The organism is Cellulosimicrobium sp. G4 BAM 1002 (genome assembly GCF_057126935.1).
Genome location: NZ_CP182109.1, coordinates 385,375 through 411,603 on the forward strand (window position 1 = coordinate 385,375; position 26,229 = coordinate 411,603).

The 26,229-nt window shown below is 73.8% G+C and carries 19 protein-coding genes; 14 read left to right on the forward strand and 5 right to left on the reverse strand.

The window, feature by feature from the left end:
* Nucleotides 1-111: 111 nt before the first annotated feature.
* Complete coding sequence (locus tag ACMXGY_RS01800; RefSeq protein WP_483775180.1) at nt 112-1,455, reverse strand: glycoside hydrolase family 6 protein; 1,344 nt, start codon at nt 1,453-1,455, stop codon at nt 112-114.
* A 134-nt stretch (nt 1,456-1,589) separates the two neighbouring features.
* Between ACMXGY_RS01800 and ACMXGY_RS01805 the strand changes: the two genes are divergently transcribed.
* Both ACMXGY_RS01805 and ACMXGY_RS01810 read left to right on the forward strand, forming a co-directional pair.
* Nucleotides 1,590-2,012, forward strand: coding sequence for a PadR family transcriptional regulator (locus ACMXGY_RS01805; RefSeq protein ID WP_483775181.1), 423 nt, complete (start codon nt 1,590-1,592; stop codon nt 2,010-2,012).
* A complete protein-coding gene (locus ACMXGY_RS01810) occupies nt 2,009-3,187 on the forward strand; it encodes a hypothetical protein (RefSeq protein ID WP_483775182.1) in 1,179 nt (392 codons plus the stop codon). The genes ACMXGY_RS01805 and ACMXGY_RS01810 overlap by 4 nt, the downstream gene beginning before the upstream one ends.
* A 102-nt stretch (nt 3,188-3,289) precedes the next feature.
* Here ACMXGY_RS01810 and purB read toward each other — a convergent pair whose 3' ends face one another.
* Complete coding sequence (gene purB / locus ACMXGY_RS01815) at nt 3,290-4,768, reverse strand: adenylosuccinate lyase (protein WP_483775183.1); 1,479 nt, start codon at nt 4,766-4,768, stop codon at nt 3,290-3,292.
* 169 nt (nt 4,769-4,937) lie between these two features.
* On the opposite strand from purB, the gene ACMXGY_RS01820 reads away from it, so the two are divergent.
* Complete coding sequence (locus tag ACMXGY_RS01820; protein ID WP_483775184.1) at nt 4,938-5,243, forward strand: hypothetical protein; 306 nt, start codon at nt 4,938-4,940, stop codon at nt 5,241-5,243.
* Entirely contained in the window at nt 5,240-6,895 is a 1,656-nt protein-coding gene (locus tag ACMXGY_RS01825) for a PGAP1-like alpha/beta domain-containing protein (protein WP_483775185.1), read from the forward strand. The genes ACMXGY_RS01820 and ACMXGY_RS01825 overlap by 4 nt, the downstream gene beginning before the upstream one ends.
* Before the next feature lie 15 nt (nt 6,896-6,910).
* On the opposite strand, the gene ACMXGY_RS01830 is transcribed toward ACMXGY_RS01825, so the two are convergent.
* Complete coding sequence (locus tag ACMXGY_RS01830) at nt 6,911-7,300, reverse strand: phage holin family protein (protein ID WP_483775186.1); 390 nt, start codon at nt 7,298-7,300, stop codon at nt 6,911-6,913.
* Between the two features lie 194 nt (nt 7,301-7,494).
* On the opposite strand from ACMXGY_RS01830, the gene ACMXGY_RS01835 reads away from it, so the two are divergent.
* From ACMXGY_RS01835 to ACMXGY_RS01860, 6 genes are all read left to right on the forward strand, one after another.
* Nucleotides 7,495-9,420 carry an alpha/beta hydrolase domain-containing protein gene (locus ACMXGY_RS01835; protein WP_483775187.1) on the forward strand — a complete coding sequence of 642 codons (1,926 nt, stop codon included), beginning with the start codon at nt 7,495-7,497 and terminating at the stop codon, nt 9,418-9,420.
* 71 nt (nt 9,421-9,491) lie between these two features.
* Complete coding sequence (hisC, locus tag ACMXGY_RS01840; protein WP_483775188.1) at nt 9,492-10,571, forward strand: histidinol-phosphate transaminase; 1,080 nt, start codon at nt 9,492-9,494, stop codon at nt 10,569-10,571.
* Nucleotides 10,572-10,622: 51 nt separating this feature from the next.
* Nucleotides 10,623-10,889, forward strand: coding sequence for a DUF805 domain-containing protein (locus ACMXGY_RS01845; RefSeq protein WP_483775189.1), 267 nt, complete (start codon nt 10,623-10,625; stop codon nt 10,887-10,889).
* 271 nt (nt 10,890-11,160) lie between these two features.
* Complete coding sequence (gene pdhA, locus ACMXGY_RS01850; RefSeq protein WP_483776763.1) at nt 11,161-12,291, forward strand: pyruvate dehydrogenase (acetyl-transferring) E1 component subunit alpha; 1,131 nt, start codon at nt 11,161-11,163, stop codon at nt 12,289-12,291.
* The gene (locus ACMXGY_RS01855; protein WP_483775190.1) at nt 12,288-13,283 is read left to right on the forward strand and encodes an alpha-ketoacid dehydrogenase subunit beta; all 996 of its coding nucleotides are present in this window, start codon (nt 12,288-12,290) and stop codon (nt 13,281-13,283) included. Before pdhA ends, ACMXGY_RS01855 begins: the two co-directional genes overlap by 4 nt.
* 53 nt (nt 13,284-13,336) lie before the next feature.
* A complete protein-coding gene (locus ACMXGY_RS01860; protein WP_483775191.1) occupies nt 13,337-14,770 on the forward strand; it encodes a dihydrolipoamide acetyltransferase family protein in 1,434 nt (477 codons plus the stop codon).
* A gap of 28 nt (nt 14,771-14,798) precedes the next feature.
* Here ACMXGY_RS01860 and ACMXGY_RS01865 read toward each other — a convergent pair whose 3' ends face one another.
* Both ACMXGY_RS01865 and ACMXGY_RS01870 read right to left on the reverse strand, forming a co-directional pair.
* Nucleotides 14,799-16,733 (reverse strand): adenylyl cyclase, encoded by a 1,935-nt coding sequence (locus ACMXGY_RS01865; protein WP_483775192.1) that lies wholly within the window; start codon nt 16,731-16,733, stop codon nt 14,799-14,801.
* A 66-nt stretch (nt 16,734-16,799) separates the two neighbouring features.
* Nucleotides 16,800-19,493: a glycoside hydrolase family 3 C-terminal domain-containing protein gene (locus ACMXGY_RS01870; RefSeq protein ID WP_483775193.1), complete on the reverse strand. Its 2,694-nt coding sequence runs from the start codon at nt 19,491-19,493 to the stop codon at nt 16,800-16,802.
* 191 nt (nt 19,494-19,684) lie between these two features.
* On the opposite strand from ACMXGY_RS01870, the gene ACMXGY_RS01875 reads away from it, so the two are divergent.
* The 4 genes from ACMXGY_RS01875 to ACMXGY_RS01890 all read left to right on the forward strand — a co-directional run bounded on the left by ACMXGY_RS01875 (nt 19,685) and on the right by ACMXGY_RS01890 (nt 26,170).
* Nucleotides 19,685-20,545, forward strand: coding sequence for a helix-turn-helix transcriptional regulator (locus ACMXGY_RS01875; protein WP_483775194.1), 861 nt, complete (start codon nt 19,685-19,687; stop codon nt 20,543-20,545).
* 131 nt (nt 20,546-20,676) lie between these two features.
* Entirely contained in the window at nt 20,677-22,128 is a 1,452-nt protein-coding gene (locus ACMXGY_RS01880) for an MFS transporter (protein ID WP_483775195.1), read from the forward strand.
* Between the two features lie 20 nt (nt 22,129-22,148).
* Complete coding sequence (locus tag ACMXGY_RS01885) at nt 22,149-24,434, forward strand: molybdopterin oxidoreductase family protein (RefSeq protein WP_483775196.1); 2,286 nt, start codon at nt 22,149-22,151, stop codon at nt 24,432-24,434.
* On the forward strand, nt 24,431-26,170 hold the full coding sequence (locus ACMXGY_RS01890; RefSeq protein WP_483775197.1) for an FAD-dependent oxidoreductase: 1,740 nt from the start codon (nt 24,431-24,433) through the stop codon (nt 26,168-26,170). Before ACMXGY_RS01885 ends, ACMXGY_RS01890 begins: the two co-directional genes overlap by 4 nt.
* Nucleotides 26,171-26,229 lie beyond the last annotated feature (59 nt).

Sequence of the window (26,229 nt, forward strand, 5' to 3'; positions counted from 1 at the left end):
CTCGTCCCGCCCCCCTGAGACGCCGAACACGACATTGCTGCCGTTATCCGGGCGACAACGGCAGCAATGTCGTGTTCGGCCGCGAGCAGGATCGTGCTCGACGGCGGGGCGTCACCAGGAGGCGTTGCGCGCGAGCTCGAGCGCGACGTCCTGCCACCACTGGCCGGCGGGCGGCCCGCCGTTGCACGACCCGTCGCTCTCGCCCGGCAGCTTGACCCACAGGAGCGCGTCGAGGTGGGTGCCGTCGTCGACGGCACCCGGCCGGTCGCCGAGCGCACGGCCCCGCGGGTTGCACCACTCGCCGTTGCTGCCGTTGCCGTTGCGCGACGTGTCGACGACGAACGGCGCGCCCCCGAGCAGCGCGGACACCTGCTCGCCGTACGCGCGGGACTCGGCCGTCGTGCGGTAGTTCGACGTGTTGAGCGCGAAGCCCACCGCGTGGTCGAGGCCCACCTGCTGGATCCGGGCCGCCGCCACCGACGGGCTCAGCCACGCGGAGTGGCCCGCGTCGAGGTAGACCCGCGCACCGGCGTCGGTGAGGATCCGCGCGGCGTCACGCAGCATGCCCACGCGGTCACCCTGGCCCGAGCAGTCACCGAGCTGGGCGAGCGCGTCGGGCTCGAGGACGACCCACGGCTCGCCGGCGATCCCGGACGCGACCGTCTCGACCCAGCTCCGGTACGCCGCCTCGGCGGTGCCGCCGCCGGAGTGCGAGCCGCAGTCGCGTCCGGGGATCGCGTAGATCGTGAGCAGCGGCGTCGCGCCCTCCGCCGCGGCGGCGCCCGTGTACGCGGCGACCTTCGCACGCGAGACCTGCGCGTCGGGGTCGGTGATCCACGTCGACTGCGGCGTGAGCGCGATCTTGGCCAGCAGGTCGCGGTCGCTGCCCGACGCCGCCTGCCACGCCTCCCAGGCCTGGTTCGTCTCGTCCACGTGGAACGTGACGTCGCCCGGCGTCGGGTCGGTCGGGTCTGTGGGATCCGTTGGGTCGGGCGGCGTGCTGTCGTCCCCGCACGCGACGCCGTCGAGCGTGAAGCTCGTGGGCACGACCGGGGTCGACACGGCCGTGCCCACGAAGCCGAAGGACGCGCTGCCGCCCGTGGCGAGCGACGCGTTCCAGCCGACGTCACCCACGGTGACCCGGCCGCCGTCGCGCACGAGCGTGCCGTTCCACAGCTGGCTGACGCTCTCCCCGGCCGGGACGCCCCAGCCGAGGTCCCAGCCGGACCGCGGGGCCCCGAGGTTCGTGACCGTCACGTCGGCCTGGAAGCCGCCGTTCCACGAGCTCGTGACGCGATAGTCCACGGCGCACGTCGCGGCCGACGCCGCAGCGGACGTCGCGACGGTCGTCCCGATCGCGGCCGCCGCCGCGAGGGTGACGACGGTCGCGAGCGCGGCGGCGCGCGTGCTGCCGGTCGAGGAGCGCGGTCGGGCGGTGCTCAGGGCGGGTCTCATGGTCGGGGCTCCGTCGCCTCGGGGTCAGGACCGGCCCACCGTAGGCGGGCGCTCCGGCCGGGAGGCAGGGCGCGAAACGTTTCGCACCGCCGCGGTCTGGCCGATACCATGGTGACGAGGGTATCTTCGACGACATGGCATCGAGACCGCTCCAGGAACCCGCGTTCCTCATCCTGTCCGCGCTCGCCGCGGGCCCGCTCCATGGGTACGGCGTCGCGCAGGACGTCGAGTCCAGCTCCGAGGGGCGCGTCACCCTGCGTGCCGGCACGCTGTACGGCGCGATCGACCGCCTCGTCGCGGCGGGCCTCGTCGAGGTCGACCACGAGGAGGTCGTCGACTCCCGGCTGCGCCGCTACTACCGGCTCACCACCGACGGCGGCACCCGCCTCGCCGCGGAGGCCGAACGCGCGGAGGCACAGGCTCGCCGCGCGCTCGACCGTCTGGGCGCGCATCGGCGCACGAGAGGCACGGCGGGCCAGGCCGCCCGCGCACCGCGGCGGGGTGTCGTCCACGCGCCGGGCGCCGGTCTCGCCGACGGCGGGGCGGTGCCGGCATGAGCGGCTTCGACGACGTCGCCGCTGCGACCGGCGCGGCACCTCTCGGCGCCGGCGGTCCCGCCAGCACCCCGACGGCGGAGCGCGCCGAGGCGCTGCCCGTCGCCCCGGTCCTCGTCCAGGACTACCGGCGCCTGGTGCGCCTCTTCCCGTACACGTACCGCCGCGCGCACGAGGCCGAGATGCTCGGGCACCTGCTCGACGGCGCACAGCCGGGACAGTCGCGACCGACCCGGGCCGAGCGGTGGGACCTGCTCCGCGCCGCGTCGCGCGAGTGGCTGCTCGCGCCGCTGGGGTCGTTGCCCGCGCAGCGGCGGGCTGCGACGGGCGTGCTGTTCACGCTGCTGCCGGCGGTTCTGGTCCTCATGGCAGCAAGAGTCGTCGCGTTCACCCTGGCGCTGGTCCCCGTGCTGCTGCGCCCGGACGACCGTCCACCGCTGTTCCCGACCCTGTCGACGGCGCCGATGTGGGCGATCTGGCTGGTGTCGGTCGTCGTGACGCTGATGGGGTGGCGTCGCGGCGGGCTCGTGCTCGGACTGGTCGCGGCCGCGACGGGCGTCCTCACGCTGGGTGCGCTCGTCGTGACCGGGTACGAGTACGCCGTCTACCTCGAGGCGCCCTGGGTGGTCGGTCTCGTCGCCTACGCGGGGGTCCTCGCCGGACGGTCGACCTGCCGCGTGGGCCGGGAGTCCCGACGTCTCCGGGGCGCCACCCTGGGCGCGATGGTCCTGGCGCTCGGCGCGTACGTCGCGGCGGCGTACTCCGACAGCCTCCACCTCGGGGTGCCGTGGTGGTCGAGGGTCGCCCTGAACTCGTGGACGCTCCCGGCGCTCGCCGTGCCGGTTCTCGCGCTGCTCGGTGCCGCGGTCCTCTGGGATCGGTCACGGCAGGCCGTGCCGGTGCTCGCCGGCCTCGCGGTCGCGCTGCTGCTCAGCCGCTCGGCGTTCTTCTGGTCGGGGAGCGTCGACGTCCAGACGGCGGACCTCGGCAATGTCCTCGGGCTGGTCGCGTTCGCCGGCGGGGCGGCCGTCGCAGCCCGGTGGGTCGTCAACCGGCTCGACGAGCTGTCCGAGGCGCGGGCATCGCACCGCGCACTGCTCACCGCTGCGGGTGGTCTCCCGGCTCAGGCAAAGCCCGTGCCGACGCCGGCGCGGCCGGGTGACCCGACTGCCGTCTGACATCCGCGCCGTCGAGCACGACCCTGCGCGCGCACGAGAACGGGGTTGCTGTCGTTATCGCGGGGATAACGACAGCAACCCCGTGTTCGGCGGGAGGCCGGGTCAGTCCAGGTGGTCCGTCACCAGGCGAGAGGCGAGGCCGGTGTACGACGCCGGGGTGAGGTCCGCGAGGCGCTGCGCGACGTCGTCGGGCAGGCCGAGGCCGGCGACGAACTCGCGGAGGCGCGCCGCGTCGACGCGCTGGCCGCGCGTGAGGTCCTTGAGGCGCTCGTACGGGTTCTCCATGCCGGGCACGCCCGCGACCGACGCCGCGCGCATCGCCGACTGGATGGGCTCGCCGAGCACCTCCCAGTTCTCGTCGAGGTCACGCGCCATGAGGTCGGCGTTGGCGGCCAGCGCCTTGAGGCCACGGCGCACGTTGTCGATCGCGAGGAGCGAGTGGCCGAACGCCGGGCCGATGTTGCGCTGCGTCGTCGAGTCGGTGAGGTCGCGCTGGAGGCGCGAGGTGACGAGCGTGGCGCCGAGCGTGTCGAGCAGCGCGGACGAGATCTCGAGGTTGGCCTCGGCGTTCTCGAACCGGATGGGGTTGACCTTGTGGGGCATGGTCGACGAGCCCGTCGCGCCCGGGACCGGGATCTGCGTGAAGAACCCGAGCGAGATGTACGTCCACACGTCGGTCGCGAGGTTGTGGAGGATGCGGTTGAAGCGCGCGACGTCGGCGTAGAGCTCGGCCTGCCAGTCGTGCGACTCGATCTGCGTCGTCAGCGGGTTCCACGTGAGCCCGAGGCCCTCGACGAAGTGCTCCGAGACCGCCGGCCAGTCCGCGCCCGGGACGGCGACGGTGTGGGCGCCGTACGTGCCCGTCGCGCCGTTGAGCTTGCCGAGGTACTCGGCCGCGCCGATGCGGCGGAGCTGGCGGCGCAGGCGGTGCGCCAGGACGGCGAGCTCCTTGCCGAGCGTCGTCGGGGTCGCGGGCTGGCCGTGCGTGCGCGAGAGCATCGGCACGTCGGCGAGCTCGCGCGCCATATCCGCGAGCTGGTCGGCGAGCGCCGTCGCGGCGGGCAGCCACACGTGCTGGACGGCGCCGCGCACCATGAGCGCGTAGGACAGGTTGTTGACGTCCTCGCTCGTGCACGCGAAGTGCACGAGCTCGCCGACGCCGGGCAGCACGGTGTCCGCACCCAGGGTCTCGGGGGCGGCGGCCAGGCGGCGCTTGACGAAGTACTCGACCGCCTTGACGTCGTGCACGGTCTCGCGCTCGATCGCGGCGAGCTCGGCGATCTCGTCCGCGCCGAAGGTTGCGGGGACCTGGCGCAGGTACGCGACCTCGGCGTCGGACAGCGCGGGTGCGCCCGGGACGACCGGTCCGTCGGTGACACCCGGGACGCCGTTGCACAGCGTGATCAGCCACTCGACCTCGACGTGGACGCGCTCGCGGTTGAGCGCGGCCTCGCTGAGGTGGTCGACGAGGGGCGCGACGGCCGCGCGGTAGCGACCGTCGAGCGGGCCGAGCGCGATCGGCGGGGTCACCTCGGCGAGGGACACGCGGGCAGGGCTGTCTGCGGCAGGGTTCTCGGGCACGCCCCTGATTCTCCCACGCGTGCCCGACGGCGGCCCGCGCCTCCCGCAGTCCGGTCACCCGCGCCGTCGTGCGGCTCCTGGGCGTCCCCAGGCCCGACCTCCGAGGAGCCTGTCCACACCTGCGGCGCGGGCCGGGCGACGAGGCCGGGGCGCTCCCTACGGTCGCCCCATGTCCTCCCCGTCCCCACCGCAGTGCACCGCCGCGCCCTTCGGGATCGCTCTCGCCCGGACCCGTCTCCTGACGGCCCTCGACGACGTCGCGCGGGCGGGTACCGCGCTCGTCGTGCCCGACCTCCCGTGGGCGGGTCACGCGCGGCGTGCCTACGAGGACACGGTCGAGCGGCGGCGCAGCGGCCTCCTCCGCCTCGAGAGCGCGCTCGAGACCTGTCTCGCGCGGCTGGACGCGGTCACGGTGCTCGCGGAGGACGAGCTCGCCCGGATGGACGCCGCGATCGCCGCAGGAGAGACGCCGTGAGCACCCCCGCGCCGCCGCTGAGCGTCGTCGTGCGCGGCGGCACGGAGCCCGCCGCGATCGAGACCGCAGCCGTCGTCGCGCAGGCCGTCGTCGTCGGCACCCGGGCCGACGCGCTCGGGACCACGGTCGCGGCACTGACCGACGGACGGCACTCCGTCGACGTCACGACCGCGACGCCGACGTCGTACGGGGGGCGCCTCGCGGCGCGGCCACCGTCGCAGGCGCCCTCGGGGTGGAGCGTCCACGCGATGCCGACGTGGTCCACGGAGGTGCGCGCGGCCCGTCGGGCGGCGCTCGACGCGTTCGACGCCGCGATCGCCCTCGCCGAGCACGAGGAGCATGAGCTCCGCGGCCTCGCGCGCCGCCTGCACCAGGCGGTCCGCGTGTACGACGACGCGGACGCCGCCGCGGCGGCGACGTGGCAGGATCTCGGGCTCCTCGCGGTCGGTGGCCTGAGCCCGCTCGGCGCCGCCACTTCCGGGATCAACGCCGTCCTGACCCTGGGGACCATGGGGTTCGCCAACTCGCTCCTGCAGGGCCGTCCGTCCTGGCACCGACTCATCACCTCGAGCGAGCCGCTGCACCCCGCCACGATCCGTGCGCTGAGCCGGGCGATCGGCCTGTTCGACGTCGACCGAGCGTGGTACCAGATGCCGACCGTCGGGAACGGGGCGTCGGTGCTCCGCGGGCTCGTGCACCCCCTCCGGAGCAGGTTCCTGCCCGACCCCGACGTCCGGCTCGTCGACGCGCCCCGCGACCTGCCGACGCCCACGGACCTGCGCTCCGCTCTCGGCGCCGTGGAAGCGCTGGAGACGGACTCGACGCTCAGCGTGCAGAGAATCCTCAAGGCCGACGGCACGCCGACGTGGGTCGTCGCGATCCCCGGCACCCAGCCGGGCAATCTTCGGTCCGTGTTCAACATGACGTCCAACTACCAGCTCATGGACGCCGACCCCGCGGTGCGGGCGCAGGCGGACAGCGCGCGCGCCGTGCTCGACGCGATGCGGCAGGCGGGGATCGGCGCGGACGACGACGTCGTGCTCGTGGGCCACAGTCAGGGCGGCATGGTTGCGTCGGCGGTCGCGGCAGCGACGGTCGGGACGTACAGCGTGCGCCACGTCGTGACGGCGGGGTCGCCCGTCGCCGACCACCGCCTCCCCTCGGGGGTCAAGGGCACGCATGTCGAGAACACGAACGAAGGAGTCTCCGCCTTCGACGGCGCCGAGAACCGTGCGACGGCGGACAGCGTCACGGTGACGGGGACGTACTCGGCGCCGGGCGGTGGGCCGCCGCTCGAGGTCCCGCACGGCTTGCGGTTCCACCAGGAGCTGCTGGACGCCGCCGTCGAGGTCGGCGACCGCGGGCTGGAGGAGCACCTGACAGACGTCGAGCGGCTGCTCGACGGGACGGCCCAGGAGCCGCAGCTCTACGAGGCGCGCCTCGTCCCGGACCCGGACACCGCGTTCTGCATCGGGGACGTCGCTCTCCCCAAACCGTCCGCGCCCCCGTGGTCGCCGGGTACGCCGTTCCCGGGGGCGCCCGGGGTCCCGTTCCCGCGAGCGCCCGGGATTCCGCTGCCCGGCGGGCCCGGGGGCAGCGACGTCACCGCACCCGGCGTGGACGGCGGGGGAGGCGACGACGGTGCCCGGTAGCCGGGGGACGTCGCGTCAGCGGTCCTTCGACTTCGGCACGACGGCGGAGATCGCGAAGTTGATCAGCCCGATGATGAGCGCCGCGAGCAGCGCCCACCAGAACCCGCCGATGATCCGGATGCCCCAGTCGGTCTGCTCGGTGATCCACGCGGTGAGCATGAGCATGAGCGCGTTGACCACGAGCGAGAACAGACCGAGCGTCAGGATGTAGAGCGGGATCGAGATGATCTGCACGATCGGCTTGATGATCGCGTTCACCAGCGAGTACAGCAGAGCCACCACGAGGATGATGACGAGCCTGCCGCCGGCGCTGTCGGAGCCGACGATCTGGAAGTGGTCGTCGATGAAAAGGCTCGTGAGCCAGATCGCGAGACCGGTGGCGAGGACGCGGAGGACAAAGCTCATGCGCCCATCGTGGCATCAACCGCCGACGGGGACCGTGGGGACACCCCGGTCCCACGACCTTCCCGTGCACCGCGATGGGTTCGACTTTCGCTGACAACACATCAAAACCTGCCGACCGGTCGACATGTGCCTCGGGCGTCCCTAGGCTGCTGACGACCCGACGGCGCGGTCGGGCCCCGACGAAGGAGTCGTCCATGCCTGCACGCCTCGTCCGCCGTCCGTTCGCCCTCGCCGCGACAGGAGCGTTGCTCCTGACCGGCCTGGCGCTGCCCGCCGGTGCCGCGGACGCCGGGCCTGATCCCGAGGTGGTCGGCCCGATCCGGACGACGTCGGCGCCGGGCGACCCGGCCCACGGCTACCCGTTCCTCGCCACCGACTACGACCTCGCCGGGCACGGCTACGTGGAGGAGGAGTTCTTCCTCGAGGGCGAGGCGACGCGGTACCAGGCGGACGGGCTCACCGTCGCGACGGTGCTCAGCACGGGGCACGACTACCGCACCCGCATCGTGGTCCGCCGCCCTGCGGACCCGGACGCGTTCAACGGCACCGTGATCGCCGAGTGGTACAACGTCTCGAACCAGTGGGACCAGGAGGTCGACTGGTTCCAGACGCACGAGCACCTCGTCCGAGGGGGCTATGCATGGGTGGGTGTCTCCGCCCAGCGCGCGGGCGTCCACTCCGCGACCGGTCTGCGCACCTGGAGTCCCGCGCGATACGGCACGCTCGACCTCACCGACGGCGGCACCGTCACGGACGACACCCTCTCGTGGGACGTCTTCAGCCAGGCGGTCCAGGCGGTGCGCGACCCCGCCGGCACCGCGCCGCTCGGACCGCTCGACGCCGAGCGTGTCGTCGCGACGGGCCACTCGCAGTCGGCGGGGCGCCTGTGGTCCTACGTCAACTCGGTCGACCCGCTCGCCGGCGTGGTGGACGCGGTCGTCCTCCACGGCGGGGGTGGCGTGGTCAGGGACGACCTCGAGACGCCGGTGTTCAAGCTGAACAGCGAGACCGACGTCGCGATCGACCTCCTCGGTGCCGCGCAGCGCCAGCCCGACACCGACCTGCTCCGCACGTGGGAGGTCGCCGGTGCGTCGCACGGCGACTGGAAGCTCATCACGGACTACGGGCGCCTGCGCATGCGCGACGTCGGCTCCGCGCCCGGCGGCTACCCCGGCACGCCGCAGACCTGCGAGCAGCCCTCGGGGTCGCGCGTCCCGCAGCACATGGTCCAGGGCACCGTGTACGACCACGTGAGCGCCTGGGTGGCCGAAGGCACCGCACCGCCGTCGGCGGAGCCGATCGAGCTGACCGACGACCCGCGGACGGTCGTGCGTGACGAGCTCGGTCTCGGCCTTGGCGGCATCCGTCTCGCCCAGCAGGACGTCCCGACGCGGATCAACTCCGGCCTCAACGCCGGCCCGGGCTTCTGCTTCCTCGACGGTGGGTCCACGCCGGTCGACGACGCCACGCTCGCGGCCTGGTACCCGGACCCGCAGGGGTACGCCGACGCCGTGGTCGCGTCCACGCGTGCCGCCGTCGAGGCCGGCTACGTGCCCGCGGAGGTCGCGGCCGACCCGGCCTGGTACACCGACGTCGTCGAGCTCGTGGGCGACCGCGTCGCCGCCGGAACGGTCGACGCGGCGGTCGGTGAGCTGATCCAGGACCGGATGCGCCGGGCGCTCGACGCCGCGGACGACGGCGACTGGGCGGTGGCCGACGGCTTCGTGCAGGAGGCGCACGACCTCGGCGGCACGGAGGTGGACGACGACGCCGCGTCGGCGAGCGTCGTGCGCGCCACCCTCGCCGTGCGCGGCGTCCTCGGGCTCACGGCGGCGCACGAGGACCTGGCCGTCTCGACGCAGGTCCAGGCGCGCTGCCTGGCGGGTACGGCGTACATCGCGGTCCGGGCGACGAACGACGACGCGGCACCGGTCGACATCACGTTGACGACGCCGTTCGGGAGCAGGACCGTGACGGGCGTCGAGCCGGGCAGGTCCGCGTACCAGTCGTTCGCGGTGCGGTCGGAGTCCGTCGGCGCAGGCGGCGCCCAGGTGCTGGCGTCGGGTGGCGGACGGACGTTCGCCGTCGACCTCGCGTACGACGCCCTCGCCTGCGACTGACTTCGCGACGGCGCGTCGGTGACCGGGGTGCTCATCCGTCGCACTGGACGCGGGTGGCATGATCGAGGACCGTGGCCCACGAACCCCGCGTCCCCCTGCGTCCCGCCGTCGCCGCGCTGCCGGCCTACGTCCCCGGGGCGCGCGTCGCCCCGGGCGCGGCGGCGTTCAAGCTCTCGTCGAACGAGAACCCCTACCCGCCGCTGCCGTCCGTCGTCGCGGCGATCGCCGACGCCGCGGCGGACGTGAACCGCTACCCGGACATGTACGCGACGGAGCTCACGGAGGCGCTCGCGGCGGACCTCGGGGTGAGCGCGGCGGAGGTCGTCGTGGGCAACGGCTCGGTCGCGGTGCTCGCGCACGTGCTCCAGACGGTCGTGGAGCCCGGGGACGAGGTCGTGTACCCGTGGCGCTCGTTCGAGGCCTACCCGATCGCGGTCGCGGTCGCGGGCGGCGCATCGGTCCAGGTCCCGGTGCAGACGGGCGAGAACCTCGGCCGGCTCGACCTCGCGGCGATGGCCGCGGCGGTCACGGAGCGCACGCGCGTCGTGCTGGTGTGCTCGCCCAACAACCCGACGGGCCCGGCGGTGCACCGCGACGAGCTCGACGCGTTCCTCGCGGCCGTCCCGTCCGACGTCCTCGTCGTGCTGGACGAGGCATACCTGGAGTTCGTGCGGGACCCGCAGGCGCCCGACGGCCTGGCCGTCTACGCGCAGCACCCGAACGTCGTGCTGCTGCGCACGTTCTCCAAGGCGTACGGGCTCGCCGGGCTGCGCGTCGGGTACGCCGTCGCGCGGCCGCGCCTCGCGGCAGGGATCCGGGCGGTGTCGACGCCGTTCGGCGTCTCCCACGTCGCGCAGCGTGCGGCGCTCGCGTCGCTCGCCGCGCGCGACGAGATGCTCCAGCGCGTCGATCACCTCGTGGCGGACCGCGCACGGCTCGTCGAGGGTCTGCGCGACCAGGGCTGGGTCCTGCCGGAGTCGCAGGCGAACTTCGTGTGGTTCGACCTCGGCGAACGCACGATGCAGCGCGCGGAGGAGGCGCGTGCCGCCGGGGCGATCGTGCGCCCCTTCGCGAGCGAGGGCCTGCGGGTGAGCGTCGGCGAGCCGGAGGCGACGGACCTGTTCCTGCGCGTCAGCGCGACCTGGCTGTAGGTCGCGGCGCTCCGGTTGCCGGAGCCGCGGGGCGCGAGAACACTCGCGAGCATGGACAACGTGGACTACGACCAGCTCGTCGACGAGTACGGCTGGCTCTTCGGCGGCGCAGCGGTCGTCGTCTATGTCGCGGTGGCGGTGCTCTTCTTCATCGCGTACATCCGGATCATCCAGAAGGCCGGCTACTCGGGCTGGTGGGTCCTCGTCGGCCTCGTGCCGATCCTCAACGTCGTGATGTTCCTCGTGTTCGCGTTCTCGCGCTGGCCGGTGCTCCGCGAGCGTGACGCGCTGCGGTCGGGCGGCGCCTACCCGCGGTAGGCGAGCCCTCGCGGCACAGACGGGGGAGTCGGCCGGGTTTGGAGGTTCCCTACAGCCGGTCGCGGCAGATGTTGGGCGACACGTCGGCAGCCCAACCTACGGTGTCGTAGCCTACGCTTGCGTAGGCTACGGAGACGTAGGTTCCGACGGTGCCCCACCGGGCGCCTCCTGCCCCCGAGCGGACCGACCACGCGGCCGGGTCGCACCGAAGGAGAATCGCGTGACGGATCACGACGCGAGGAACGCCAGCACGCCCCCCGACCTGCCGGACATGGCGGGCGGGCCCGACGACGCGCCCCTGCTCCAGCTGGTGACGCCGGCGGGCGCGCGGGTCACCACGCCCGAGACGGACGGCTACCGCGAACGCGTCGCGCACCTGGACGCGGAGGCGCTGCGCGGCCTGTACCGCGACATGGTGCTGACGCGCCGCTTCGACGACGAGGCGACGTCGCTCCAGCGCCAGGGCGAGCTCGGCCTCTACGCCCAGGCGAAGGGCCAGGAGGGCGCCCAGATCGGCTCCGGTCGTGCGCTCGCCCCGCAGGACTACGTCTTCCCCTCCTACCGCGAGCACGGCGTCTCGCACGTGCGCGGCATCGACCCGACGGCGCGCCTGCGGCTCTTCCGCGGCGTCGACCACGGCGGGTGGGACCCGACGGAGCACAACGTGCACCTGTACACGCTCGTCATCGGGTCGCACGCGCTGCACGCGACCGGGTACGCGATGGGCGTCCAGCGCGACGGCCTCGTCGGGTCGGGCGACCCGGAGCGCGACACGGCCGTCGTCGCGTACTTCGGCGACGGCGCGACGTCGCAGGGCGACGTGAGCGAGGCCCTCGTGTTCGCGGCCGTGAACAACGCGCCCGTCGTGTTCTTCTGCCAGAACAACCAGTGGGCGATCTCCGAGCCCACGTCGAAGCAGACGCGGGTCCCGCTCTACCGTCGCGGCGGTGGCTTCGGCATCCCGAGCGTGCGCGTCGACGGCAACGACGTCCTCGCGTGCTACGCCGTGACGGCCGAGGCGCTCGAGCGGGCGCGCACGGGCGGCGGTCCGACGTTCGTCGAGGCGTTCACCTACCGCATGGGCGCGCACACGACGTCGGACGACCCGACGAAGTACCGCTCGCGGGCGCAGGAGGAGTACTGGCGCCGGCGCGACCCGATCGATCGGCTCGAGAACCTGATGCGCGCCGAGGGCTCGTGGGACGACGCGTTCGCCGTCGCGGTCGCGGCAGAGGCCGACGCGCTCGGCGAGCGCCTGCGCACCGAGACCCGCGCGCTGGCCGCGCCCGCGCCGTCGAGCATGTTCGAGCACGTGTACGCGACACCGAACGCGGTCGTCGAGCGCGAGAAGGCGTGGTTCGCCGAGTACGAGCAGTCGTTCGCCGAGGAGGGCGCCCGATGAGCGAGACGACCAAGACGTTGACCCTGGCGCGCGCGATCAACGAGGGCCTGCGCCGGTCGCTCGAGGCGGACCAGAAGGTCCTTCTCATGGGCGAGGACATCGGTGCCCTGGGTGGCGTGTTCCGCGTCACCGACGGGCTGCAGAAGGACTTCGGCGAGGACCGCGTCGTCGACACCCCGCTCGCCGAGTCCGGCATCCTCGGCACGGCGATCGGCCTGGCGCTGCGCGGCTACCGGCCGGTGTGCGAGATCCAGTTCGACGGGTTCATCTTCCCGGCCTACGACCAGATCACGACGCAGCTCGCCAAGATGGGCTACCGCTCCGGCGGGAAGCTGCAGGTGCCCGTCGTCATCCGCGTGCCGTACGGCGGCGGGATCGGCGCCGTCGAGCACCACAGCGAGAGCCCCGAGGCGCTGTTCGCGCACACGGCCGGGCTGCGCGTCGTGTCGCCGTCGACGCCCCAGGACGCGTACACGATGATCCAGGAGGCCATCGCCTCGCCGGACCCCGTGCTGTTCTTCGAGCCGAAGGGCCGCTACTGGGAGAAGGGTCCCGTCGAGGTCGCGGGCCGCGGCGAGGGCGCGACCGTGCTCGACCGCGCGCGGGTCGTGCGCCCGGGCACGGACCTCACGCTCGTCGCCTACGGCCCGACCGTCGCGACCGCGCTGCGCGTCGCCGCGGCGGCCGAGCAGGAGGGGCGGAGCATCGAGGTCGTCGACCTGCGGTCGATCTCCCCGCTCGACACCGCGACCGTGGTGGAGTCGGTGCGCCGCACCGGGCGCTGCGTCGTCGTCCACGAGGCCCCGACCTACCTGGGCTCCGGGGCCGAGGTCGCGGCGCGCGTGACCGAGGAGTGCTTCTACTCGCTCGAGGCGCCCGTGCTGCGCGTCGGCGGGTTCCACACGCCCTACCCCGTCGCCAAGATCGAGCACGACTACCTGCCGAGCCTCGACCGCGTGCTCGACGCCGTCGACCGCGCGTTCGCGTTCTGACGCCGCGCGTCGACGCCGAGCGGGACGACCGGGACCACCAGGAGGACCACGCAGTGCCCACCTTCGAGAAGTTCAACCTCCCCGACGCGGGCGAGGGCCTCACCGAGGCCGAGATCGTGCACTGGCACGTCGCGGTCGGCGACGCCGTGACGGTCAACCAGACGATCGTCGAGATCGAGACGGCCAAGTCGCTCGTCGAGCTCCCCTCGCCATACACCGGCGTCGTCACCGAGATCCTCACGCCCGAGGGCACGACGGTCGAGGTCGGCGTGCCGATCATCGTGGTGGACACCGACCCCTCGGGTTCGGCACCGGCGGCGCCCGAGGCGCCGGCAGGCGTCGTGCCCGACGGCGTCGCTGCGGCCGAGGCGTCCGCCGGACCTCCTGCGTCGACGGAGTCGGGCGGCTCCGGCTCGGTGCTCGTCGGGTACGGCACCGTCGAGCCGGGCACGACCCGCCGCCGTCGCCACGCCGCGACGCCGGCTCCCGCCGCCTCGGCTCCTGCGGCCCCGCCGGCACCGGCAGCTGCGCCCCCGGTGAGCGCGCCCGCGGCGGCGAGCCCCGCCGTCGGGCACGTGCACCTGCCGGTGCTCGCGAAGCCGCCGGTGCGCAAGCTCGCCAAGGACCTCGGCGTGGACCTCGCGAGCGTCGCGGGGACAGGGCCGGGCGGGATCGTCACGCGCGAGGACGTCCAGGCGCACCACGAGCAGGCGCAGGCGAAGCCGCTCGCGACGTACGCCGACGACGACCAGCCGTGGCTCGCGCCCGGCGGCGTGACGGCGGACGGCCGCCAGACCCGCGTACCCGTGAAGTCCGTGCGCAAGCGCACCGCAGAGGCGATGGTCGCGAGCGCCTTCACCGCACCGCACGTCACGGTGTTCCAGACCGTCGACGTCACGCGCACCATGAAGCTCGTGCGGACGCTCCGCGAGGACCGCGAGTTCGCCGACGTGCGCGTCACCCCGCTGCTCGTCACGGCCAAGGCGCTGCTCCTCGCGGTGCGCCGCCACCCGGAGATCAACGCGAGCTGGGACGAGGCCGCGCAGGAGATCGTCTACAAGCACTACGTGAACCTCGGGATCGCCGCGGCGACGCCGCGCGGGCTCGTCGTGCCGAACATCAAGGACGCGCACCGCCTCGACCTGCACGGCCTCGCGGGCGAGATCGCCGACCTCACGGCGACCGCGCGCGCCGGCCGCACGACTCCGAAGGCCATGAGCGACGGGACCATCACTATCACCAACGTCGGCGTGTTCGGCACCGACACCGGCACCCCGATCCTCAACCCCGGCGAGGCCGCGATCCTCGCGTTCGGCGCGATTCGCGAGCAGCCGTGGGTCCACAAGGGCAAGATCAGGAAGCGCTGGATCACGCAGCTCGCCCTGAGCATCGACCACCGCCTCGTCGACGGCGAGCTCGGCGCACGGTTCCTCGCCGACGTCGCGAAGGTCCTCGAGGACCCGGCCCACGGCCTGGTCTGGGGCTGACGCCGGACGTCGGGTCGTCCGGGCCGCGTCACGGGACGCCGGGCGAGGGGAAGCTCTCGACGTAGACCGGTCGCCCGGCCCTCGACGGCTCCGCCGGGTCTCCGACGCCGTCGACGACGTGGTCGATCGTGCCTGCCCCGAGGCTGACCGTCGCGACGTGGTGCAGCCGCACCCCGGGGGTCTGCGGCACCTCGAAGCCGTTCTCCGTGTGGATCGAGGGCTCGTTGAGGTTGGCGGCGTACACGCCGCCGCCGTGCAGCACGTGGCGGCGGACGTCGTCGCCGACCGCGTAGCCGGCCCAGCCCTCGACGTCGCCGTCCATCCAGGCGCCCTGGTCCGGCGGGTCGTAGGGCAGCTCGTTCTGGTAGAAGACCGTCGTGCCGTCCTCGCCGTCCCAGACGGTGTTGTGCTCCTGGAAGTGCTCGACGAACAAGCCGGTCGCGGTGACGTGGTCCCCGTGCACGACGACTCCCCGGAGCCCGACGTTGGTGGCCCACCGACCGTCGTCGTCGAACCCCTCCGTGCCGTGGTCGGCGCGCCACACCCAGGCGTGGTCGACGAGTACGTGGTCAGCGTTGATCTCCAGCGCCACGTCGGTGCTCCCGGGGTGCGGGCCGCCCACGCGGAGGTAGACGTCGCTCAGCGTGGTGGGGTTCTCGGGGTCGCCGACCCTCGCGGCGTCCTCCGCGGCCGAGCCGACCCGGAGCAGGACGGGCGACGGGACCTCGCCCGCGTCGACCGTGAGGCCGGCCAGCACGACCCCGGGGACGTCCGCCACGACCAGGGGTGTGGACCCCTCGACGGCCGTGAGCGTCGGGTGCCCGATCCCGAGGACGACCGTGTCGGGCCGTTCGACGGAGAGGCTCTCCGCGACGTCGTACACGCCGGGCGTGAGGAGGAGGTGCCGACCCTGGGAGAGCGCCTCGTTCATCGTGGCGACGGAGTCGGTGGGCCGGGCGACGAAGAAGTCGGTGATCGGGATCGTCCGGCCAGGGGTCGGGCCGTCGGCCCAGGAGACGCCCGACGAGTTTCGCTGCGCCGCGGGGACGCGCACCTGGTAGCGGCCCTCGGCGTCGACGAAGAGGTACGGCTTCTCGCGACTGACGGGCGTCCGGTCGAGCGTCGTGTACGCGGGGTCGGGGTAGCCGGAGTCGTCGGGTGCTCCTTCGACCCCGGCGAAGACCTGGTTCCAGACGGCGTTGCTCCAGCTCCCCACGACGCTGTTCCGCGTGAACCACTGCTGCTGCGCCCCGTTGACGACCTCGCCCGCCCTCGAGTCGGCGATGAAGCCGCCGCTCCCGTACTGCGGACCGGCGGTGCAGGTGTCCGTGAGGGCCAGCGGTGGCCGGCCGTCGCCGCTCAGGACGTCGACGCGTCGGATCGAGACCGCCTGCGAGACCGCCCAGGTGTTGGCCGACCGTCGGCACTCGTCCTGGCCCGTGCCGTCGACGTCGAGCGTGAGGTTGGCGAGCGTGCGCCAGAAGTTCACGAGCGCGATGCAGTTCGACGTCCCCTCGTCCGCCAGGCAGCGGTTGAACACCTCGATCTTGCCGTCGACCACGACGTCCCCGGGGGACGCGCCGAGCCCCGCGATCTCGGTGTAGTAGCCGACCGTGAGCTGCAGCGGAACGCCGTCGGCGCCGTACGTGCCGGGCTCGAGGAGGACGGCGTACCGTCCGGTGCCCATCTCGTCGTCCGTCTGCCGAGCGGTGATGCCGTCGACCAGGGCGTGGATCTCGGGCACCGTCATCGACGGCGACAGGACCACCACGCCGGGCCCGAGGTCCGGGTGGGTGGGGCTCACCTCGCGGAGCGGCGCCGTGACCTCGGCCGCGGGTGCCCCGCCGGGGGAGGGCCGGTCCACGACCAGCACCGTGCCGACCACGCCCACGACGACCCCGACGGCGAACCCTGCCGAGGCGCCGACGAGGAGCCGTCGTCGCGCGGTGTCGACCCTGTCCACGACCCTCCCTCCGGTGACCGCGCTGCCCCCCGGGCCGTCGGGCCCGGGGGGCAGCACGGGACGGCATCAGCGCCGGACGCGTACCGCCCCGGCGAGCTCGACGTCCACGGCCGAGCGACCGACGTACACGGGCACCTGGCCGGTGGGGGTGACCCACTCGTCCGCCTCGGCGTCCCAGTACGAGAAGTCGCGCCGGTCCAGCTCGACGCGGACCTGCTCCCGACGGCCCGCCTCCAGCTCGACCTTGGCGTAGCCCGCGAGCTTGAGCTCGGGGGAGTCGACCCCGGGCAGCGGTCCGAGGTAGACCTGGACGACCTCGGTGCCGGTCCGGTCACCGACGTTCCGCAGGCGTGCCCGCACGTCGACGGTGTCGTTGCCGCCGGTCGCCCGGATGTTGTTGCCGACCCGCAGCCGGTCCAGGCTGAACTCCGTGTAGGACAGGCCGTGGCCGAAGGCCCACATCGGCTCGACGTTCGCCGCGAGGTAGCCGCGGTAGCCGATGTTCACGCCCTCGGAGAACTCCACGTCCGGGTCGTCGAGCCAGGGGTTCTGGACGGCGAGCGGCAGCTCCTCCTCGCTGCGGGGGTAGGAGACGGGCAGGTGGCCGGACGGGTCCTCGTCGCCGAACAGGATCGAGGCGAGCGCGTTGCCCTCCTCCTGACCGCCGTAGAAGTTCTGCAGCACCGCCGGGACCGCGTCCGCCCACGGCATGGTCACGCCGGACCCCGACGCCACCACGACGACCGTCCGCGGGTTCGCGGCCGCGACCTGGCGGACGAGCTGTTCGGCGTTCTGCGGCAGCTTGAGCGAGACCATGTCCCGCTCCTCCGTCTCGTAGGTGCGCACGTAGACGACCGCCACGTCGGACGCCGCGGCGGCCTCGGCCGCCTCGACGACGGACGGCGGCAGGGCGTCGTCGGGCGTCGACCACTGCAGCAGGAACGTGCCGGGCTGCAGCCCGACGAGCGGCCGGGTCTGGGAGTAGTCGACCCGCAGGTCGTAGGCCTGTCCCGCCTCGAGCGCCAGGGCCGCGGAGCGGACGTCCCGACGACCGTCGGCACCCGTCATGTCGATGACGAGCTCGCCGTCCAGCCAGACCCGGGCGTCGCCCCACCCGGTGGCGCCGAGCACGTACTCGCCGGTGCTGGGCGCCACGAGCTCGCCCGTCCAGCGGACCGACTGCTCCCCGTTCTGCGCCGGCTCCAGCCCGGCGAGGGTCGGGGTCGCCGGCACCTGCGACCCGTACAGGGACGCGAAGGCCGGACCGCCCCCGGTGAACCCGACGTCGTACGAGGCCTGCGCCTCGGTGCGGGTCAGCCCGACGGCGCCCGACCAGGTCGCGTTCGCGAAGTACCGGGCGGTGAGGCCGTCGCCGATCCCGCGCTCCGGCCGCAGGACCGACGACGGTACGGCCGTCATGTCCGCGGTCTCGATCATGTTCGCCGCGCTGACCGGGTCGTTGCCCTGCGCGTAGCGCACCTCCGCACCGGTCTCCCGTGCCCGGTCGCGCATCGCGTCGAGCAGCGAGACCTCGTAGGTCGCCTGGACGTACGCCGAACCGCCCAGGGCGGACGGGATGGTGGCGTCCGCGCCGACGACGGCGACGGAACCGACCGCCGCGGGGTCCAGGGGGAGCGCACCGTCGTTCTTGAGCAGGGTGATCGCGTCCTCCTGCACCTCGCGAGCGACGGCACCGTGCTCCTCGACGGGGATCGCCGTCGGGGTGTAGTCGTTGTCGAAGATGCCGATCGCGAACATCGTGCGCAGGATCCGCAGCACGGCGCGGTCGACGAGCACCTCAGGGACCTGGCCCTCGTTGACGGCGGCGAGCAGCGCGTCGCCGTAGAACGACCGCGTCCCGGTCTCCATGTCGGTGCCCGCGACGATCGAGGGCACCGTCGAGTGGATCGCCCCGAAGTCGGTGAGGACGAACCCCGTGAACCCGATCTGCTCGCGCAGGATCTCGTTCAGGGCGAGCTCGCTCTCACAGGCGTAGACGCCGTTGATCTTGTTGAACGAGCACATGACCGAGCCCAGGTCGGCGTCGCGGACCGCAGCCTCGTACGGGGCCGTGTGGACCTCGCGGAGCGTGCGCTCGTCCACGACGACGTTCTGCAGACCGCCGCGGAAGGTCTCCTGGGTGTACGCGGTGTAGTGCTTGAGGTTGGCGATGACGTTGCGCGCCTGGATCTCCTGCACGTACGGCACGACGATGGAGGAGCTGAGCTCCGGGTCCTCGCCCGTCGACTCGGCCTGGCGCCCCCAGAAGGGGTTGCGCGTCGGGTCGGCGTTGGGGCCGAGCAGCACCTCGTGCCCGGTCTGTCTCGACTCGTCGCCCACGACGCCCGCGTAGTCCCGGGCCCGTTCAGGGTCCCAGGTCGCGGCAAGGGCGAGCGTGGCCGGCATGGCTGTCGCCCGGTCTCCCGTCTCCGGGAGCACCCAGCCCCTGGAGGCGATGCCCGCGGTGGCGTCGGCCATGCTCAGCTCGGGGATGCCCAGCCGCTCGATGGGAGCGTTGTAGAACGCTGCCGGCGCGGCGCCCTGGTCCCCGGACATCAGCTCGACCTTCTCCTCGAGCGTCATCGCCTCCAGGAGCAGGACCGCGCGCTGGTCGGGTGACAGCGCGGTGTTCATCCACGGCGGGTCCGCCGTCGCGGCCTGCGCCGGCCCGGCCAGCGGGACGACGAGCGCTGCGGCCGCGAGCGCCACGACGGCACCGGCCCCACGCCGACGAGCACGATCCTTGTTCAGCACACCCATGACGAGCCCTCCCCTTCGAGGACGGGTCCCGTGGCCGCGAGGTCGCCGTCGACCTTCGCAGGTTCTCCACGGACCCAACACCTGCCACGACACCCGGGCGCCGGGCGTGCGGCAAGCCCTCCCGGGGGTACCAAGTTGTGACCCCCGGTTGCCCTCGGGCGAGCGGCCGAGGGCTGGCTAGCATCGAGAAGATGCGCAACGAGGAGCTGCGCGAGTTCCTGACGTCGCGTCGGGCCCGCGTCACGCCGGCTCGGGCAGGCCTCCCGGAGACGGGCGGCGCCCGACGGGTCGCCGGGCTGCGCCGCGGCGAGGTGGCCGACCTCGCGGGCATCAGCACCGGCTACTACCGACGCCTGGAACGCGGGACCGTGCCGTCGGTGTCCTCGTCCGTCATGGCGGGCGTCGGGCGTGCCCTCCAGCTGGACGGCGCGGAGCGCGCGCACCTGGCCGACCTGCTCCGGTGGTCGCGCAGCGGGACGGTCGGGGAGCGGCCGACGACGGCGCCCGCCGCGGTCCCGCCGTTCGTCCGACGACTCCTCGACGCCACGACGCTGCCGTGCTGCGTGCTCGACGACAGGCTCGACATGCTCGCCGCCAACGCCTTGGGACGGGCGCTGTACCTGCCGCTCTACGCCGGGCCCGGGGCTCCCGTGAACCTCGCGCGCTTCATCTTCCTCGACGACGGCGCGCGGGAGTTCTGGGGGGACTGGCCGACGGTCGCGGACCTCGCGGCCTCGCTCCTGCGGAACGGCCGGGGCCGCAACCCGCACGACGTCACCCTCGGCACCCTCGTCAGAGAGCTGGCGTCGCGCAGCCCCGAGTTCCGCACCCGGTGGGCCGCCCACGAGGTCGTCGGGGACGCCTCGGGGACACGGGAGATCCGCCATCCTGTCGTCGGACACCTCACGCTCGACGTGAACTCGCTCTCCGTCCCGGACGATCCGGGGCAGCACGTCGTGGTCCACTCCGCGACCCACGGGTCGGCGTCGGAGCGGCGGCTCGAGGCGCTCGCGGAGCGGACGGGCGGGCCCGGCGGGTCCGCTGCGGGGTGACGGGGCCCTCACACGGCAGTGACCACCCCTGTGCGGAAGACCTCACACGGGCTTAACGACCGTCGCGCGCCGGTGAAACACGGTGTTCCTAGCGTCCTCGGTACCGACCGGGACCTGCTGAAGGAGCCGCCATGTCCGCGCCCACGAGCCCCACCACCCACGAGGGTGAGCAGTCCGCGCAGCACCCGTCCGGCGCCGCGACCGTCGTCGCGCCCACCACGACGACGACCGCCCCGCACCACCGCTCCGGGCGGTGGATCGACCGCTGGGACCCGGAGGACCCGACGTTCTGGCGCGACGGCGGCCGCAAGGTCGCGTCCCGCAACCTGTGGATCTCGGTGTTCGCGGAGTTCCTCGGGTTCGCCGTCTGGGCGCTGTGGTCGATCGTCGTGCCGCAGCTCCCGGCCGCCGGGTTCGCTCTGACGGTGGACCAGCAGTTCTGGCTCATCGCGGTGCCGAGCCTCGTCGGCGCGACGCTGCGCATCCCGTACACGTTCGCGGTGCCGATCTTCGGCGGACGCAATTGGACCGTCGTGTCCGCGCTGCTGCTCCTGCTGCCCACGACCGCGCTGGCGGTCGTCGTGCAGAACCCGGAGACGCCGTTCGGGCTCATGCTCGGCGCGGCGGCGCTCGCGGGCTTCGGCGGCGGCAACTTCGCGTCGTCGATGGCGAACATCTCCTTCTTCTACCCGGAGAAGGAGAAGGGCAAGGCGCTCGGCCTCAACGCCGCGGGCGGCAACCTCGGCACGGCGGCGGTCCAGCTCGCGGTGCCGCTCGTCATCGTCGCCGGCGCGGGCATCGCGCTCGAGCGCGCGGGCCTCATGATGATCCCGTTCATCGTGCTCGCGGCGTTCCTCGCGTGGCGCTTCATGGACAACCTGTCGACGGCGAAGGCCGACCCGCGCTCGTTCGCCGCGGCGACGCGCAACAAGCACACGTGGATCATCTCGTTCCTCTACATCGGCACGTTCGGGTCGTTCATCGGCTACGCCGGGGCGTTCCCGATGCTGCTCAAGGGCCAGTTCCCCGAGATGACGCTCTCGATCGCGTTCCTCGGCGCCCTCGTCGGCTCGGTCACGCGCCCCCTCGGCGGCGTGATCGCCGACCGCGTCGGCGGCACCCGGGTCACGATCGCCTCGTACGGGGTCATGGCGCTGGGCGCGTTCGGCGCGATCCAGGCGCTCCAGTCGCACAGCTTCGGCCTGTTCTTCGGGTCGTTCCTCGTCCTGTTCGTCGCGACCGGCATCGGCAACGGGTCCACCTACCGCATGATCCCGGCCGTCTTCCAGGCGAGCGCCGTCCCGGGCGGCACGCTCGACGGCACGACGGCGGTCGACGCCACCGCGCTCGACGAGGCCCGCGCGGCGGCTCGCAAGGCAGCGGCCGGCTGCATCGGCATCGCCGGTGCGATCGGGGCCTTCGGCGGGTTCCTCATCCCGCGCGGATTTGCCGCGTCGACGAGCCTCGCCGGGTCGCTCGTGCCCGCGCTGTGGACGTTCATCGGCGTGTACCTCGTCATGGCGGTCGTCGCGTGGGCCGTGTACCTGCGCAAGGGCTCGGCGCTCGCCGCCGCCCGGATCTGACGGACGGCCGAGGACACAGCATGGCGACCGCCACCACGACTGCCGCGCCGGGGACCTCTGAGGCCCCCGGCGCGGCACCCGCCCGCACCCACTGCCCCTACTGCGCGCTCCAGTGCGGCATGTCGCTCGCGCCGCGCGACCCCGCGTCGGCGGTTCCCGTCGAGGTCTCGCCGCGCGACTTCCCGACCAACAAGGGCGGTCTGTGCCAGAAGGGGTGGACGAGCGCCACGGTCCTGCGCGCGACCGACCGGATCACGACGCCCCTGCTGCGCGGGCCCGACGGCGAGCTGCAGCCAGCCTCGTGGGACGCGGCGCTGGAGGTCGTCGCCTCGGGGATCGCCCGCACCCAGGCCGAGCACGGGCGTGACGCTGTCGCGGTGTTCGGCGGCGGCGGGCTGACGAACGAGAAGGCGTACGCCCTCGGCAAGTTCGCGCGGACGGTGCTGCGCACGGCGAACATCGACTACAACGGGCGCTTCTGCATGGCGTCGGCCGCCGCGGGGGCGAACCGCGCGTTCGGCGCGGACCGGGGGCTCCCGTTCCCGCTCGCCGACCTCGGCGGGGCCGACGCCGTGCTCCTGCTCGGCTCCAACCTCGCCGAGACGATGCCGCCGTCGGTCCAGCACCTCGCGGGCGTGCGCTCGCGCGGCGGGCTCGTCGTCGTGGACCCGCGCCGCAGTGCGACCGCGGCGCTCACGGGAGACCCCGAGGACGGCGGCGAGGGCCTGCACCTGCAGCCCGTTCCCGGGACGGACCTCGTGGTGCTGCTTGCGCTGCTGCACGTCGTCGTCGTCGAAGGGCTGGTCGACGAGGAGTACGTCGCGGCGCGGACCACCGGGTTCGACGACGTCCGGCGCTCCGTCATGGCGTGGTGGCCAGAGCGGGCCGAGACCGTGTGCGGCGTCCCGGCCGAGCGGCTGCGGCACGTGGCGCGACTGCTCGCCGCGGCGTCGCCGTCCCGCGGGGGTGCGGGCGCGTACCTGCTCACGGGGCGCGGCGTCGAGCAGTCGTCACAGGGCACGGCGACCGTCACGGCGACCATCAACCTCGCGCTCGCGCTCGGCCTGCCGGGCCGCGTCGGGTCGGGGTACGGCGCGATCACGGGCCAGGGCAACGGGCAGGGGGGTCGCGAGCACGGGCAGAAGGCCGACCAGCTCCCGGGCTACCGCAAGATCGACGACCCGGCGGCGCGCGCGCACGTCGCGGCCGTGTGGGGCGTGGACGCGGGATCGATCCCCGGGCCGGGGATGCCCGCGGTGAAGCTGCTGCGGTCGCTCGGCACCGCGGCGTCGCCCGGCGGTACCGGGGACGGGCCGCGCGCACTGCTCGTGCACGGCTCGAACGTCGTCGTGAGCGCGCCCAACGCGGACCGCGTCGTGGACGGCCTGCGGGCGCTCGACCTGCTTGTCGTGTGCGACCTCGTGCCGTCCGAGACGGCGCTCCTCGCGGACGTCGTGCTGCCCGTGACGCAGTGGGCGGAGGAGGAGGGCACGATGACGTCGCTCGAGGGCCGCGTCATCCGCCGCCGTCGTGCGCTCGACCCGCCGGGCGAGGCGCGCTCCGAGCTGTGGATCCTCGCCGAGCTGGCACGCCGGCTCGGCTCGGACGTCCCGTTCCCGACCGACCCCGCCGTCGTGTTCGACGAGCTCGCGCGGGCGTCGGCCGGCGGCGTCGCGGACTACTCGGGGCTCAGCCACGCGCGGCTCGACGCGGACGAGGACGACGGCGGCCCGGGCCTGTTCTGGCCCGTCCCCGCGGTCGTGCCGGCACCTCAGGACATCGACGCGGCACCTCGCCCTGACAGGGTCGGGCTCCACCCCGGGACGCCTCGGATGTTCCTCGACACCTTCCCGACACCCGACGGTCGCGCGCGCATGGTGGCCGTCGACCACGTCGGACCGAGCGACGACGTCCGCCCCGACGCGCCGGTCTACCTCGTGACCGGCCGCGTCCTGCAGCACTACCAGTCGGGCGCGCAGACGCGTCGGGTGCCCGAGCTGGACCGTCTCGTGCCCGCGCCGTTCGTCGAGATGCACCCGGTCCTCGGGTTCCGCCTCGGGATCGCCGACGGCGACCTGGTCCGCCTCACGTCCGCCCGCGGTGAGATGGAGGCGGCCGCGCGCTGGACCGACCGGATCCGGCCCGACACCGTCTTCGTCCCGTTCCACTGGAGCGGTGCCGGGAGCGTCAACCGCGTCACGACCGACGCGACCGACCCGATCTCCGGCATGCCGGAGTTCAAGGTGTGCGCGGTGGACGTGCGCCCCGCGACCGAGAGTGCTCCACGACAGGAGGTGCTCGTATGAGCACGACCACAGCCGGGACGCGTGTCGTCGTCGTCGGCAACGGCATGGTCGGCGCCCGGTTCGCGCAGGACCTGCTCGCGCACGTCGGCACGGGCGACGACGCGCGGGACCTCGACGTGACCGTGCTCGGCGCCGAGGAGTACGAGTCGTACAACCGCGTGCTGCTCAGCGAGGTCGTCGCCGGGAAGGTCGACGTCGCCGCGATCGGCCTGCCCGGTGCCGACGACCCGCGCGTGACGGTGCGGCGAGGCACGGAGGCCATCGCGATCGACCGCGCCGCGCGCCGTGTCGTGACGGCCGACGGCGCCTACCCGTACGACGTCGTCGTCCTCGCGACCGGAGCCGCGGCGCGCGTCCCGGGGGTCCCGGGGCTCACCGACCGAGCCGAGCTGCCTCGCGGCGTGCACGCCCTGCGCACGCTCGACGACGCGCGCGAGATCGTCGCCGCGTCGGTCAACGCGCGGCACGCCGTCGTCGTGGGCGCGGGCGTCCTCGGCCTGGAGGTCGCGTGCGGTCTCGCCCGGCGTGGCGTCGCGGTGAGCGTCGTGCACGGCGGCGAGAGCCTCATGGACCGCCAGCTCGACGCGGCGGCGGGGGGTGTGGTGGCCCGGTCCCTCGCGGGTCTGGGGGTCCGCACCTGGACGAACGCCCGCACGGAGGGCGTGGCCGTCCAGGGCGGCCACGTGCGCGGCGTGGCCCTCCGGGTGCCGGGCGACGACGGCGCGACCCGCCTCGTGGACGTCGAGACGGACCTCGTGGTCCTCGCGTGCGGCACGGTGCCCGAGACCGGGCTCGCTCGCAGCGCGGCGCTCACGGTCGACCGGGGCGTCGTCGTCGGCGACGACCTCGCGAGCCCCGACGACCCCCGCGTCTTCGCGATCGGCGACTGCGCGCAGCCGCCCGAGGGCGGCACCGGGCTGATCGCGCAGGGCTGGGACCAGTCGCGTCGGCTCGCCGAGGCGCTCGCCCGGTCGTTCGCCGCGATCATCGGGCGCCCCGGCGCGGTCGCCGTGGAGTCGAGCCCGGTGCCGGAGCGGGTGCCGGGCCGACCGCACGTCCGGCTCGGCGTCGACCCCGACCGTCCGAGCATGGCGCTCCGCCTGGCCATGAACGTCGTGGCGCGCCCGCTCGTGCCAGAACCTCGGGTCACCCGGGCCTCGGGTGCTGACGGCCCGGCTGCTGACGGGCCGCGGCCCGCGGCGGCCGGGACCGACGTCGTGCGCGTCAAGGCCGCAGGGCTCGAGATCGTGACGATGGGCGTGTGCGGCGCGCGGAGGGCGACCGACCCGGGCCACCGCTCCGTGACCCTCAGCGACCCGGTCTCCGGCCGCCACGTCGAGGTCGTCGTCGCGGACGGGCTGCTGGTCGGCGCGACGTGCGTCGGCGCACCGGACGTCGGTGCCGACCTCACCGCGACCTACACGCGGCGCGTCCCCGTCCCGGCGGACCCGGCCCATCTCCTGCTGCGGCCCGTCGCGCAGGCCCCGGCCCCGGCGTCGTCCCCGACGCACATGCCCGACCGCACGACGGTGTGCACGTGCAACGGCGTGACGAAGGGCGACGTCGTGGGCTGCTGGCACGACGGCGCCCGCAGCGTCGACGACGTCGCGCGGGCCACGCGCGCGACGACCGGGTGCGGCGGCTGCAAGGACGTCGTGTGCGGGCTCGTCGACTGGCTCGCCAAGGCGGACCCGGAGCAGGCGGTCGACGCCACCCAGGGCGTCAGCGCCTCCTGAGCGGCGTGTTCTCACACGGCGCGCGGCGCCCGGGTGAGGAGACCGTTACGGCCGGGCAA